This window comes from Terrimonas ginsenosidimutans (assembly GCF_022012415.1).
GTDB classification, from domain to species: domain Bacteria; phylum Bacteroidota; class Bacteroidia; order Chitinophagales; family Chitinophagaceae; genus Terrimonas_A; species Terrimonas_A ginsenosidimutans.
In genome coordinates, this window is record NZ_JAKLTR010000005.1 from 17,858 (window position 1) to 31,253 (window position 13,396).

Consider the following 13,396-nt stretch of genomic DNA (forward strand, 5'->3'; position numbering starts at 1 on the left):
CGCCATGGCAACACACTTGACCGAAGGAGATAAAGCACCGGCTTTTTCCGGAAAAGATCAAAATGGAGATAAGGTCTCCCTTTCCTCATATAAAGGGCAAAAGATCGTTTTATATTTCTACCCGCAGGATGATACACCCACCTGTACGATACAGGCGTGCAATCTTCGTGATAATTTCGCCTTGCTGAAAAAGGAAGGTTTTGTTGTGATCGGGATAAGCCCTGATGATATCAGCGACCATAAAAAGTTTGAAGCAAAATACCAGCTGCCATTCACACTTGTGGCGGACCCTGATCACTCCATCATAGATAAGTACGGAGTATGGGGTGAAAAACAACTTTATGGCCGCAAATACATGGGCCTTTACCGCACAACATTTGTGATAGATGAGAAAGGGATCATCCGCAAGATCTACCTGCGGCCAAAAAATAAGGCCCATGCAGAAGAGATCATACGCAATTGGAAAGGATGATACTGTGTCTTATGGCATTGCGTTCCGGTAAAAAACGGTAGCCTTTGATTTGGCCTGCCACTTTCTTCCATTGGTCCGGGATTTTTCCGGAAAGCAGCAACTTATAGAACGAGTCTGTATTTCCCACTCTATCTCCATCTGAATAATGATAAAAAGACGCTCTGCTGATCTCAGTGTGGCTTTTTTTGAAGCAACCCGGATTGTTTTTCATACGATGTATACAGGTAACTGCGACAACCTGCGGTTTAAACACAATACCGAAAACTACAGTATGAAAAATAGACTTGTTTTAATGGCTCTTGCGTGCTCACAATATTCAAATGCGCAGGACAGCACAGCTATTGCCACACCCGTGCCGGCTAAAGATGTTTCCTATGTTTGGTTATTCTCCTCTCCTCGTTTGATCAATGCGAATACAGTGGAATTGATCCCAAAACATGTGCTTGAATTCAAGGTGACGCATAATTTTGGCGATATCGCCGGAGATAATGGAGGGGGTAAAACGTTCTTCGGGCTGGACAATGCCACCGATGTTCGCATTGGTTTTCAGTATGGATTAAGCAAACGCATTAACCTCATTGCAGCAAGAGCAAAAGGCGCCGGTTCCGTACAGCAGTTATATGAGCTTGGGATCAAGTATCGGTTAATGCAGCAGGCGGAGGACGCACAGCATCCGGTATCGGTTACATTGTTTGCAAACAACGTGATCTCCGCAATGACCAGAAGCCCGTTATCAAACCAGGAAAATTCTTTTGATGATTTTATTGACCGGAACAGCCAGACAGTTCAGCTGATGATCGGGAGGCGGTTCGGAAACCTGAGTTTGCAGCTAAGCCCAACGATGGTCAACCGGAACTTTGTTCCTTCAAACGATGACCAGACCATGTTCGCTTTGGGCGGAGCATTCAGGCTTCCTGTAAAAGGGCGATTTAGTGTGTTGGTTGATTACTTCCACACGTTCCGCAGCCAGCAAAGCAAAGACTTTTACAAAACGCAGGGCGTAAATTTCTATGATGCACTCGGTGTTGGTATCGAACTGCTAACAGCAGGGCATGTGTTTCACCTAAACTTCACCAACGCAACAGAGATCCTTGAGAACAGATTTATTCCGCGTACGGTCACATCATGGGGAAAGGGACAATTCCGTTGGGGCTTTACCGTTTCCCGGGATTTTAATTTATTCTACAAAAAGAAAAAGAGAAAGTAAAATAGCTCACATGCAAACCAGTTGGTAACAAGAAAGGCCTTCGTTTTTACGGAGGCCTCATTGTTGGCGGGGGTGATGTTTAAAAGTTTAAGAGTTTAATAGTTTATTAGTTGAGGAAGTCAAACAATTAAACTATTAAACTCTTAAACTTTTAAACTACTGAAGGTTGGAACATGGTCTTTAATCTGAATACCGTCCGCCAGCATTCAACCATGCAGTGATCTTGTCTTTATCTGCCTGGGCCAGCGCGCCAGATGGCGGCATGGAAGATGGGTTGTTGTCTACCGCTCTCGCTTTGATACGATCTTTGTTGGTTATAATATTGCATTCAACCTGCCAGTTCATTCCTCCGTTTGCAATGGAATTATTATGACAGCTCTGGCAGTTATTTACAATAAGCGTTCTTACTGCAGAAAACAATGGACCGGCAACAGGAGCTGCGATGTTTACAGTGGTAGTACCAGTGCAGCCATTTACATCTTTTGCAGTTACAGTATATGATCCTGCGGCCAGGTTACTGAATGTGCCTGTGGCCTGGTATGATGCGCCGTCAATGCTATAGGTGATACCAGTGCTGCCGGTTGCAGATGCATTGATACTGCCTGTTGTAGATGATGAGCATGCCCCACCAGGAGTAGCAGTGGCTGTTACGATAATGTTTACACCGCTGCATGATGGCGTGGGTGATGTTAATGTAAATGTCTGAGTGCCGGTGCAACCGGCGGATGTTCTCGCTGTAACAGTATAGTTTCCTGCAGCAAGACCGGTGAAGTTCCCGGAGGATTGAAACGTGCCATTATTCAGGCTATAGGTAAGTCCGGTGCCGCCTGAAGCAGTGGCATTGATACTTCCGTTAGTCCCACCGGGTGTGGATGGATTTGTTGGAGTACCGCTTACCGCAACAGTTACACCACTACATGGATCTGCAGGAGGATCATCACTGCCTTTGCTGCATGCAATGGCGATGATCGCGCATGCAGATAACAGCATTAATACAATAACATAGTTCTTTTTCATACCAGGAGTTTTAGATGGAATCGGCATATAGCATGAACGAGTTGCCTTTGAACCCTGGTTTATTTTATAGTAAAGTAGATTGAATGCCGAATGAGTGTTTATGATCCATATCTGTTTCCAGGGACAAGATTGTATCAGATGTATATTGATAAAGATTTTTAGAAAATATCGTCAACAACCGATGTCTATGATACAGGAGATAATAGCCGGTGAAAAATTTAAACCAGGACTTTCTATCTGGTATTTGCAGCAAGGAGAAGAGATCATGATCTTAAATAGGAACCTCTACTATGAAAAGTAAATCAAATAGCAAGAACAAGAAATGGCTACAACGGATGCTGCAGCCATTTCTTTCTTCTGATCTGAAACAGATCGTTGCCGTGACCGGCAGCCCTCAAAAAAACGTTGGGATTGTTTATTTACCCATTCTTGCAAATGGCTTGTATCCGACAGTAAACAGTATGCCTGTATTATTCAGCTTCACTTTTCCAAAACCTACGCCTCCAAGCGGCAGTTTCATATAAGGCTCAGCCATCAGCGAAAGCCTGTTGTTGAATTTATACTGGTATCCTCCTGAAAGTTGTACTATCGAAAATATGTGATCATTTTCATTGTTGATCGTTCTCTCCCTGTAACGATCCTGCCCTGACGGATCCTTGTAATAATACTCGTATGTCTCTTCCTTCATCAAATAAGATGACAGTCCTCCGGATAAAAACCACTGATGTCTTTTTGCTGAAGGGAAAGAGTACACAACATTCAATGGGATCTCATACACAAGGCAATTCGCGTCTATCTTTTGTAAATTCGGATAATAGTCCCAAAACCCTTTAGGCGGATTATAATCACTTGAATCCGCATAATACAATTTTCTGCTTACCAGGAATCCGGTTCTTATCTGTATCCGATCACTGACCGAATAACCTAAACCGATCCCATACTGCATTTTCCAGTCGCCGGTTTTGTTTAGACCTACGAGGCTGAGATCAGGTCCTGTTGAAAAACTGATCTGCCATTTTGAACCTTTACCACTCCTGCTCTTTTCTTTCTTTTCTTCTACCGTTTCCGTTGCTTGCTGTTCTTCTTTTTTCTCTTCGATGGTTTGCGTAACAGAGTCTGTTACTGCCGGGTTATTATTCGCCTGCTGGCGATCATCGTTGGATGGCGTATGCTTATTTTCGTTTTCTGCAGTGGATACATTTTCTGCAGGACTTTGTCTTGTATCAATTACGGCAGCGGGAATAGAAGGTTTTTGATATTGCTTACTTCTTCCATTTTCAGCGATGGTGGAAGTTCTTTTTTGCCTGGCGACATTGTTGTTATCTAAAACCGGTTGTTCAGTGGTAACAGAAGGATGCCCGATCGGGTAATGATCCCCCGGTGCAGCCACGGTAGAATTAACGTTTGGATCTTCACTGGTGGCTTCGGAACTCATTTGTGTATTATCAGGGTCGGGAAAGCTACTGTTGCTGCTGAATGATTCAACCGGGGCTTGTTTATAAGTAGTTAGAATGACAAGCATAGACAATCCCGCCAGCAACAAAAAGAGTATGGGCATGAACGGCCGTTTCTTTTTCTTTTCCGGGAGGTGCTTGTCGAGCAGCACATTCATCTTGTTCCAGTCTTCTTCATGGAACGGTGGCAGATGATTGTCTGCTGCGTCATTGATTTTTTTATCAAATTCGTCAGACCACATTTTTACTGACTATTTCATTTTGTTGAAACAATATTTTTTGCAATTGCTTCTTGGCTTTTGCAAGGTTCGATTTTGATGTTCCGGTAGAAATGCCGAGTTCTTTTGCAATTTCATCATGGCTGAAACCTTCGATCACAAACAGGTTGAATACCGTTCTGTAACCCGGTGTCAGGAATTTTATTGCCTGAAGGATCTCTTCATATGATAGTTTATCCACCGCGTCTTCATGGGTATCCGGCACATGCATATAGGTCTCGTTCAGTTCGCCTGTCAGTTGGTGTTTCTGATTTTTCCGGAAATGATCAATTGCCGTGTAGATCATAATTTTCCGCAACCAGCCTTTAAATGAGCTGACGGTATCAGTATAGGCCGGTTTGAACCGGTAGATCTCGACAAAAACCTTGAGAAAGCCGTCATTGAGGATTTCGGTGGCGTCTTCCTGACGGTTGGTATAGCGGTAACAGATGGACATGGCATAGCCATAGAAAGAGCTGTATATTTTTTTCTGGCTCTCCCTACTGTTCAGAGTGCATCCCCTGATATGCTCCTGTAATTCTTCCGCGGAAAGCAAATCCTGTTGGTTTAAACGGTGAATCGTAGATCAGCGGATAAAGGTTGCCTCATAATGTACGAAAATTTTCAAGGCGGTGTCTGATACCGGGGATCGAATGATCACAATGACCGCAATTTTTGGGTGATCTGACGGGCAGGAAAGTGTAAAAGAAATTGTAAATATTTGGTTAATAATAGTATACAATTACCTATCGATCATCGCCCTTCTATCACCCACTCAATTTCTCCTGTCCGGAATTCTTCCTCAATGCCATGCTCTGTTACCAGCAGTCCGTCTTTATTAACGGTTTTGATCAGCGCTTCGAAGATCCGGTTGTCCTTTTTGAGCTTTACACGTGCGCTTTTTTTATATAACCTGTTGAGATATAAATCATAAAGTGTATCAAAACCGGACGTCCGGAGTGTACGTAAACGTTCATCCAGCAGGTTGCAGAGCTCGCGGGCGAGATCAGCAGGATCAAAATTTTTGCCGGTGATCTGTTTGAGTGATACGGGGTTTTTTACTGATGCGGGAAAGCTGGTCTGGTTGATATTGATACCAATTCCGGCGACCGCCCATTTCCACTCGTGATTGCCACCTATCACGTTCTCAATCAATATTCCACCTGCCTTTCTGTCCTGCCAATAAAGGTCATTCGGCCATTTGATCCTTGTATCCTCTCCGGCGTACAGGTTGAAAAGGTCGGCAGCTGCAAGAGCCACACAGGCGCTGAGCTGAAATTGTTGGGCCAGGGAGAGGGGGTGAGGGTTAATAACCGTACTCAGTATAAGATTTACGCCCTTATCCATGGACCAAACCTTGCCGCGTTGTCCTTTTCCGGCTACCTGTTCGTGTGCGAAAAAGGCCGCGCCATGTTGTGCCATTCCCGCATGAACCTGTTGAAGGGCATAATTGTTGGTACTGTCAATAGACTTTAGCTCAATAAATGGTGTGCCGAGGGCAGGGTAAAAAGGCAGTTGTGGCAATTAATTGCTATTTTTGAGCAAAGTAAATGAGTTTATGGTTCCGGGTTTATAAGTTTATTATGTGTGCCTACCTAAAAGACCTCCCAGGCCAAAAACTAAACAGCTAACTAAAAACATTCAGATTATTGGAACAACTTGAATCACTGTCTACCCGCAAAAAGAAAAGTGCAGTCCGGTTAACTCAGCGCTCCAAAATTATCAAAACCATCATTACCGCAATACAGGAGAAGAAGGGTGAAAAGATCATATCCCTTGACCTTAAAAAAATCGATGAAGCGGTTTCCGATTTTTTTATCATTTGTGAAGCTGGAAGTCAGCCTCAGGTGAGAGCTATTGCTGATCATGTGGAGCATCTTGTAAGTCAGCAGTGCGATGAAACCCCCTATCATTCCGAAGGAAAGCAGGCTTCCCAATGGGTGCTGATCGACTATGTGAACGTGGTAGTGCATGTAATGCTGCATGAAAGCAGGGAATTTTATAAACTGGAAGAAATGTGGAGCGATGCCCCCCTGGAGCATCATAATGAATAACGTAAAAGATCGGCGCAGCCGAATGCTATATCAATATCTTTTTTTATTATAAACCGCAGGAACACTGGAATATGTCACAAGAACCATCGTATAACAAGAACGAGAAAAACCAGCCGCCCAGGTTCAGCAACCGTCCGAACGGTGAAGATCCGGGAGGAAAGAAAGGCCCGAAATTCAGCATCTATTGGATCTATGCAATCATTTTTGCCATATTGATCGGCTTCCAGTTATTTGGAAGTGCATTCAATTCAAATACAGCAACGGTAGACCAGGGGCTTTTTGTAGAGGCCCTGAAAGCCGGCGATATAAAAGAATATACGGTTGTATCCAACCGTAACGTGGTTAAGGTAGAACTGAAACAACAGGCCCTGCCTAAATATGAAAGCATTCTGAAAAAGGACGGGAACAAGATCCCAGCTAAAGGTCCGCAGATGAGTTTCAAAATATTATCTGTTGATGCATTCGCAGATGATATGCGTGAACTTAAAAATGCTAATCCCAGCATTGTAAGTACCGTTGCCAAAGTTGAACCGGAAAGCGAGTTTTGGGGTAAAGGTTTGTCCTTCCTCCTTCCTATTCTCCTGTTCATTGGTGTATGGATACTGCTGATGCGTAAAATGGGTTCCGGCGGCGGCGCTGGCGGTGGCCCTGGTGGTATATTCAATATCGGAAAATCAAAGGCAACCCTTTTTGATAAAGGAACAAAGGTAAATATCACGTTCGCAGATGTTGCAGGTCTTGATGAGGCGAAAGTGGAAGTAATGGAAATCGTTGACTTCCTGAAAAGCCCTAAAAAATATACAGCTCTTGGTGGTAAGATCCCGAAAGGAGCGCTGCTTGTTGGCCCTCCCGGTACTGGTAAAACCCTTCTTGCAAAAGCAATGGCCGGCGAAGCACAGGTACCATTCTTTAGCCTTAGCGGTTCCGACTTCGTGGAAATGTTTGTGGGTGTTGGTGCAAGTCGCGTAAGAGATCTTTTCAAACAGGCAAGAGAGAAAGCTCCGTGTATCATCTTTATTGATGAGATCGATGCGATTGGACGTGCACGCGGTAAAAATGTTATGATGAGCAATGATGAAAGGGAAAGCACCCTGAATCAGCTCCTCGTTGAAATGGATGGCTTTGGCACAGATACAGGCATTATCGTACTGGCGGCGACTAACCGCCCTGACGTTCTCGATACAGCCCTTCTTCGTCCGGGCCGTTTCGACAGACAGATCTCTATCGATAAGCCTGATGTAAAAGGCCGCGAAGCGATCTTCAAAGTGCATCTTAAACCGATCAAGATCTCTGAAACCCTCGATATTCATAAACTGGCTGAACAAACACCTGGCTTTGCCGGGGCTGACATCGCCAACGTTTGTAATGAAGCTGCGCTGATCGCCGCCCGTAATGGAAAAGCTGCTGTTGATATGCAGGACTTCCAGGATGCGGTGGACAGGGTGATCGGTGGTCTCGAGAAAAAGAATAAGATCATTTCTCCAGATGAGAAAAAGATCATCGCCTATCACGAAGCGGGTCATGCCGTATGTGGATGGTTCCTTGAGCACGCTTACCCACTGCTGAAAGTAACGATCGTTCCGCGTGGTACTGCCGCTCTCGGATATGCGCAATACACTCCGAAAGAGCAATATCTCTATAATACGGATCAGTTAAGCGATCAGATCTGTATGACTTTGGGCGGTCGCGCAAGCGAAGATATCTTCTTCGGAAAGATCTCAACCGGTGCTCAGAATGACCTTCAGCAGATCACACGCACCGCGTATGCAATGGTGACTGTTTACGGTATGAACGAAAAGGTTGGTAATGTAAGCTTCTACGACCCTCAACAGGAAACAAGCTTTACTAAACCGTATTCTGAAGAAACATCAAAGATCATTGACCAGGAAGTTCGTTTACTGATTGACAATGCTTATCTAAAAACAAAGCAACTTCTCACCGATAAAAAAGAACAGGTAGCTAAACTTGCTGAAGCATTGCTTGAAAAAGAAGTACTATTCCAAAGCGATGTGGAATTGCTGATCGGTAAGAGACCTTTTGAAGAGAAGAAAGCGTTGACAGAAGATACGGATACCCCGCTGAACCCCGATAATAGTGAGATCTCAGCAGGCGTTCCTCCATATGATAGCGACATTACAAATAAATCACTGCCATAGTATCTCTATAGAGCAGTAAGGTAAAAAGTCAAAATTAAAAAGCAAAAGCACTGGTTTCGAAACTGCTTTTACTTTTTAATTTTGACTTTTTAATTATGAACGAATGACTCAATCTGGTATAACATGAATATATCGCCGGCGAAAGAGAACATACTGAAACGTATCCGGACGGCATTAAGCGTTCCTACACCCCTTCCCTTTCCAAAAAGTGAAGGCTATGACTCTGTTTATAAGCCTGCATCCGAGGAAGCAACAGTAGAGTTTGCCGAGCAATTCAGCAAGCTCCAGGGCCGTTTTGTTTATTGTGTGAGCCGCGAAGAACTGGCGCTTCAGTTGACTGGTCTTGTTGAAAAAATGGACTGGCAAAATATCTATTGTATAGAAGATGCATTGTTGAATGATGCCGGCATTTCTTTGAATGAAAGGCTGGTAAAAACGGATCTTGCCAACTGCGATGTTTCTGTGACCGGCTGCGAATCCCTTGTTGCCCGTACCGGGTCTATTGTGATGAGCTCAGCTCAGCAAAGTGGAAGAACTACCAGTGTTTACGCACCTGTTCATATCTGCATTGCTTACAGCAGCCAACTGGTGTATGATGTAAAAGACGCCTTGCAACTGTTAAAAGAAAAGTATGGAACAGCGTTGCCTTCACAAATAACATTCGCTACAGGGCCGAGTCGTACAGCCGATATCGAAAAAACGCTGGTGGTGGGTGTGCATGGTCCAAAAGAGGTATATGTGTTTTTTGTTGAGTCGTGATTGATCCGTATTCTTTGCCGTTCTTTCCGGATACATCCCCTCTATGGAATTACTTTCGTAAATTGTTCTTACTCGCTAACCGCATTGTATTTTTATAACATGACAAGCCCCGGCATTTATCAGTTGTTTGTATATGGCTCTCTGTGCAGCCATTTTCGCAGTCCCGCGTATGAATACATCGCGCGTTATTTCAATCTGTCAGGAGATGCTACCGTTCAGGGAAAGATCTTTGATATGGGAGAATACCCGGCCGCCGTTCCGGTGAATGATGGATCCGTGATCGTGGGAGAATTATACAGCATAAAGAATGAAAGAGAATTCGCATGGGCTATCTGCCAGTTAGACGATTATGAAGGTGTGCATGTGGAAGCGCATGAATCGCCTCAATACCGTCGGGAAATTGTCCAGGTAACCTCCGGGGGATCCACCATTCCTGCGTGGATCTACTGGTTCAATGGAGATGTTCACGGCAGACCTCTAGTGGCTTCCGGCGATATGGTCGATTACCAGCGAACAAAGCAAACTGCTGAATAGCTCCTTGCTGAACCCTGGCGTTTGAATCAATATTTTGCATGCTGAAGCCGCAATGCGAACCTCCGTTAAAATAACCTGATCGTGCAATTACCCCACGGCAAAAAAATATATTTCCTTTCTGATTTCCATCTTGGCGCGCCCGATCATGTGGCCAGCCTTGAGCGTGAAAAGATCATCGTTCGCTTCCTTGATGAAATAAAGGCAGATGCTGCAGAGGTCTTTCTCGTTGGCGACATGTTCGATTTCTGGTATGAATATAAACAGGTCGTGCCAAGAGGATACGTCCGGCTGCTCGGAAAAATGGCCGAGCTTTCTGATGCCGGGATCAAGTTGCATTTCTTTGTCGGCAACCATGATATGTGGATGAAGAACTACTTTCAGCAGGAATTGAACATCCCGGTTTATTTTGAGCCGATAGAGCTGACGCGTAATGGCAAACAGTTTCTGATAGGACATGGCGATGGCCTTGGCCCGGGCGATCATGGATATAAACGCCTGAAGAAAGTATTCAGGAACCCGGTATGCCAATGGTTGTTCGGCATTTTACCTCCTGCGATCGGCATAGGGCTCGCCAATTACTTCAGCCGCCGCAGCCGTGCGCAGACCGGATCGTCAGAAGAAACATTTCTCGGTGAAGACAAAGAATGGCTGATCATTTACTGCAAAGAAGTATTGCAAAAAAAGAAGGTGGATTTCTTTGTGTTTGGTCACAGGCATTTGCCAATAGATTTCGCCTTGCAACCAAACAGCCGGTATGTGAATCTTGGAGACTGGATCAGCTATTTCACCTATGCGGTATTTGACGGGGAGGGAATAAAATTGCTATCTTATACAGGGAACGATCACAAGATCATTCGTAATTGATGCGGAAACTTATTCTACTATACGTTTTACTATTTGCGACATTCGTCTCGATGGCGCAAACAGATAGTGCATTCCGCTATATCCGTTCGGTAAAAGGCGAGATCGCCGCATTTACCGTCGATAATCTCGACAATATTTATCTTCTCGGTACAACCAACCAGATCAAAAAACTGAATTCAAATGGGGATTCCGTGGCGGTTTACAACAACGTAAAACGCTATGGGCAGGCTACTCTGATAGATGTGTCCAATCCACTTAAGATCCTTCTGTACTACAGGGATTTTGCGACGATTGTTATGCTGGACCGGTTTCTAAATGAAGTAAACACCATCGATCTGCGCCGGCAGAATATTTTTCAGGCAAAAGCGATCGGCCAGTCATTTGACAATAAGGTGTGGGTGTATGATGAAGTGGAAAACAAACTGAAGAAGGTGGATGAGGATGGAAAGATCCTTCAGGAAACTCCCGATTTCAGACAACTGTTCAACAGTGCTCCATCGCCACAGAAAATATTTGACCAGGAGCGGTATGTTTATCTTTATGATTCGGCACAGGCCGTGTTCGTGTTCGATTATTATGGCACCTTGAAGAATAAGATCCTCATAGAAGGCTGGAAGAATTTCAAAGTAGCCGGAAAATATATCTATGGCTCAAAAGAAAACAAGCTGGTGCGATACGATATTTCCAGCTTGAAGGTAGATGAGTGGAACCTCCCGGATCAGTTGCGCACTGCCCGCAGTTTTAACTTTAGCGGAACCCGCTTATATACACTTCAGAAAGATGGGATTGATATCTATGAATTTCAATGAACCGGGGCTGCTCACTATTAACATTACACATACGTCAACATAATACAGGTTTCATTTTTTATATTTGCGTCATCCATTCCGTTCCCAGGAAGCAAGACCTCAACACAATTCAATTTATTATATAGGGTATGAACGATATACTTGACGAGATATGGTTGGAGAACACTTTACGCAGTTACATGATCGTGGCATCGGTGATCGTCCTGATGCTTTTAGTGAAGAAGTATATCGCTCAATCTGTTGCTCACCTGATCTTCCAGTTTGTAAAACGGGTTTGGAAAGATGTTGATAAAAGAACTTTTACCAGTCTGGTAACAAAACCGCTTGGCATGTTCCTGGTGATCTTTGTATCACTGGCTACTTTGCACAAGCTGAAATTCCCGTCGGTCATCAATGCCGATATCTTCAATATCACATTGAAGCAGTTATTGCATGCACTGGGTTCGATGGTGCTCATCATTTCTTTCTTCAGGCTGTTATTAAAGATGATTGATTTTATCGCCATCATTTTGCATATAAGAGCTGACAGGCTGAATGATACAACGGACAACCAATTGATTGTTTTCTTTAAGGACTTTTTCAAAGTGCTGCTTTCGATCGTCGGATTGTTGATGATCCTGAAATTTGTATTCGGATTTAAAATCGGAAATGTATTAACGGGTCTTAGTATCGTTGGTGCGGCTGTGGCGCTTGCATTGCGGGAAAGTCTTGAGAACCTGATCGCATCGTTCATTATCTTCTTCGACAAGCCTTTCAGTATGGGAGATGTGGTGAAAGTGCATAATTTCACAGGCACCATAGAAAAGATCGGATTGAGAAGCACGCGTATCAGAACCGATCAAAAGACGTATATCACTGTTCCCAATAAGCAAATGGTTGATAGTATTACCGATAACCTGTCTCTGCGTACGCAAAGAAAAGTGGAGATGAGATTAGAGATCGGACTTACGACAAGTTCTGCTCAACTCGACCAATTCATCAATGGCGTTCGTAAGATACTCGATCAGCCGGAAGTGGAGACTTCGACAGTAATTTTGAGTGATATTACGCCCTCTGCTTTTCTTATAGTGATCGATTATTTTACAGGCCCAATTACACAACAGGACTTCAATACAGTCAAGGAGCAGAACAATTTTGCTGTGCTGAGGTTAATGGAGCAAATGAACCTGGAGATCTCCGGTGCTGTAACGGATATTAAAATTGTTACAGAAGCAGAGACTATTTCGCAGCGTTGATGATTTCTCTCAGCTCCTTGTCAAACATGCCGGATTTGCCGTATTCCACTACGCGTCCCATTTCTTTTCCGTTCTTCATCACTATGATCGTGGGCACATTGATAATATTAAGTGATTCGGAAAGATTGTCAAGGGTTTTCTTATTCCGGTCAACACCGATCAACGTTATTTTTGATGAAGGATAGCCTGCGGCATCCAGCAGCAGAAAGAACCGGGGTATGATAAAATGTGAATCCTCGCACCACGTGCCCATGAACGTGATAAATTGAATTGAATCTTTCTGTTGTTTAAGCGCTTCTACGGCTTTCTTGTTGGGGGTAAATCCTTTTGTATTAGGTGCATACCATTTGAAACTGGTGTCTTTTTCCACATCTTCCCTCGTGATCAGGCCTTTGAAGATCTTACTGCCGTCATAGTTTTTGGAGAGCTCGAAATACTGTTGTGAATGAACGGTTCCTGTCATTAATAACATTGCAATGCCTGCAATGAAGAGTTGCTTTCTCATTGTAAAAATGATTTCGTTGATTTTGGAGTTTGATCTATCCATGCGTTAGCATGAATACGCCAGAGATTAATGC

Annotated in this window: 14 protein-coding genes; 9 read left to right on the forward strand and 5 right to left on the reverse strand. The window is 44.0% G+C overall.

Annotation, left to right across the window (positions count from 1 at the left end):
• Positions 1-4 precede the first annotated feature (4 nt).
• On the forward strand, positions 5-472 hold the full coding sequence (bcp, locus tag LZZ85_RS09125) for a thioredoxin-dependent thiol peroxidase (protein ID WP_237870862.1): 468 nt from the start codon (positions 5-7) through the stop codon (positions 470-472).
• A gap of 271 nt (positions 473-743) precedes the next feature.
• Positions 744-1,679, forward strand: coding sequence for a DUF5777 family beta-barrel protein (locus LZZ85_RS09130; RefSeq protein WP_237870864.1), 936 nt, complete (start codon positions 744-746; stop codon positions 1,677-1,679).
• Between the two features lie 180 nt (positions 1,680-1,859).
• Here LZZ85_RS09130 and LZZ85_RS09135 read toward each other — a convergent pair whose 3' ends face one another.
• The 4 genes from LZZ85_RS09135 to LZZ85_RS09150 form a co-directional block, all read right to left on the reverse strand.
• Positions 1,860-2,696: a hypothetical protein gene (locus tag LZZ85_RS09135; RefSeq protein WP_237870866.1), complete on the reverse strand. Its 837-nt coding sequence runs from the start codon at positions 2,694-2,696 to the stop codon at positions 1,860-1,862.
• 415 nt (positions 2,697-3,111) lie between these two features.
• Positions 3,112-4,392: a porin family protein gene (locus LZZ85_RS09140; protein WP_237870868.1), complete on the reverse strand. Its 1,281-nt coding sequence runs from the start codon at positions 4,390-4,392 to the stop codon at positions 3,112-3,114.
• On the reverse strand, positions 4,382-4,963 hold the full coding sequence (locus LZZ85_RS09145) for an RNA polymerase sigma factor (RefSeq protein WP_237870869.1): 582 nt from the start codon (positions 4,961-4,963) through the stop codon (positions 4,382-4,384). Before LZZ85_RS09145 ends, LZZ85_RS09140 begins: the two co-directional genes overlap by 11 nt.
• Positions 4,964-5,160: 197 nt before the next feature.
• Complete coding sequence (locus tag LZZ85_RS09150) at positions 5,161-5,931, reverse strand: biotin--[acetyl-CoA-carboxylase] ligase (protein WP_237870872.1); 771 nt, start codon at positions 5,929-5,931, stop codon at positions 5,161-5,163.
• A 125-nt stretch (positions 5,932-6,056) separates the two neighbouring features.
• Here LZZ85_RS09150 and rsfS point away from each other — a divergent pair, with 125 nt between their 5' ends.
• From rsfS to LZZ85_RS09185, 7 genes are all read left to right on the forward strand, one after another.
• On the forward strand, positions 6,057-6,461 hold the full coding sequence (rsfS, locus tag LZZ85_RS09155; RefSeq protein ID WP_237870874.1) for a ribosome silencing factor: 405 nt from the start codon (positions 6,057-6,059) through the stop codon (positions 6,459-6,461).
• Positions 6,462-6,532: 71 nt separating this feature from the next.
• A complete protein-coding gene (gene ftsH / locus LZZ85_RS09160; RefSeq protein WP_237870876.1) occupies positions 6,533-8,617 on the forward strand; it encodes an ATP-dependent zinc metalloprotease FtsH in 2,085 nt (694 codons plus the stop codon).
• A gap of 123 nt (positions 8,618-8,740) precedes the next feature.
• Complete coding sequence (locus LZZ85_RS09165; protein ID WP_237870878.1) at positions 8,741-9,376, forward strand: LutC/YkgG family protein; 636 nt, start codon at positions 8,741-8,743, stop codon at positions 9,374-9,376.
• A gap of 99 nt (positions 9,377-9,475) precedes the next feature.
• Complete coding sequence (locus tag LZZ85_RS09170; protein ID WP_237870880.1) at positions 9,476-9,910, forward strand: gamma-glutamylcyclotransferase family protein; 435 nt, start codon at positions 9,476-9,478, stop codon at positions 9,908-9,910.
• Between the two features lie 81 nt (positions 9,911-9,991).
• Positions 9,992-10,774, forward strand: coding sequence for a UDP-2,3-diacylglucosamine diphosphatase (locus tag LZZ85_RS09175; protein ID WP_237870882.1), 783 nt, complete (start codon positions 9,992-9,994; stop codon positions 10,772-10,774).
• Positions 10,774-11,583, forward strand: a complete 810-nt coding sequence (locus LZZ85_RS09180; protein ID WP_237870884.1) for a hypothetical protein — start codon at positions 10,774-10,776, stop codon at positions 11,581-11,583. The genes LZZ85_RS09175 and LZZ85_RS09180 overlap by 1 nt, the downstream gene beginning before the upstream one ends.
• Positions 11,584-11,711: 128 nt before the next feature.
• The gene (locus tag LZZ85_RS09185) at positions 11,712-12,818 is read left to right on the forward strand and encodes a mechanosensitive ion channel family protein (RefSeq protein ID WP_237870886.1); all 1,107 of its coding nucleotides are present in this window, start codon (positions 11,712-11,714) and stop codon (positions 12,816-12,818) included.
• Here LZZ85_RS09185 and LZZ85_RS09190 read toward each other — a convergent pair.
• Complete coding sequence (locus tag LZZ85_RS09190) at positions 12,802-13,323, reverse strand: thioredoxin family protein (RefSeq protein ID WP_237870888.1); 522 nt, start codon at positions 13,321-13,323, stop codon at positions 12,802-12,804. The genes LZZ85_RS09185 and LZZ85_RS09190 overlap by 17 nt on opposite strands.
• Positions 13,324-13,396: the final 73 nt, after the last annotated feature.

Bases quoted from the DNA above. Each gene is read 5' to 3' on its own strand.
- LZZ85_RS09180 (WP_237870884.1), top strand. From the start codon at position 10,774: ATGCGGAAACTTATTCTACTATACGTTTTACTATTTGCGACATTCGTC.
- ftsH (WP_237870876.1), top strand. From the start codon at position 6,533: ATGTCACAAGAACCATCGTATAACAAGAACGAGAAAAACCAGCCGCCC.
- LZZ85_RS09135 (WP_237870866.1), bottom strand. From the start codon at position 2,696: ATGAAAAAGAACTATGTTATTGTATTAATGCTGTTATCTGCATGCGCG.
- LZZ85_RS09185 (WP_237870886.1), top strand. From the start codon at position 11,712: ATGAACGATATACTTGACGAGATATGGTTGGAGAACACTTTACGCAGT.
- bcp (WP_237870862.1), top strand. From the start codon at position 5: ATGGCAACACACTTGACCGAAGGAGATAAAGCACCGGCTTTTTCCGGA.
- LZZ85_RS09165 (WP_237870878.1), top strand. From the start codon at position 8,741: ATGAATATATCGCCGGCGAAAGAGAACATACTGAAACGTATCCGGACG.
- LZZ85_RS09130 (WP_237870864.1), top strand. From the start codon at position 744: ATGAAAAATAGACTTGTTTTAATGGCTCTTGCGTGCTCACAATATTCA.
- LZZ85_RS09190 (WP_237870888.1), bottom strand. From the start codon at position 13,323: ATGAGAAAGCAACTCTTCATTGCAGGCATTGCAATGTTATTAATGACA.
- LZZ85_RS09140 (WP_237870868.1), bottom strand. From the start codon at position 4,392: ATGTGGTCTGACGAATTTGATAAAAAAATCAATGACGCAGCAGACAAT.
- LZZ85_RS09170 (WP_237870880.1), top strand. From the start codon at position 9,476: ATGACAAGCCCCGGCATTTATCAGTTGTTTGTATATGGCTCTCTGTGC.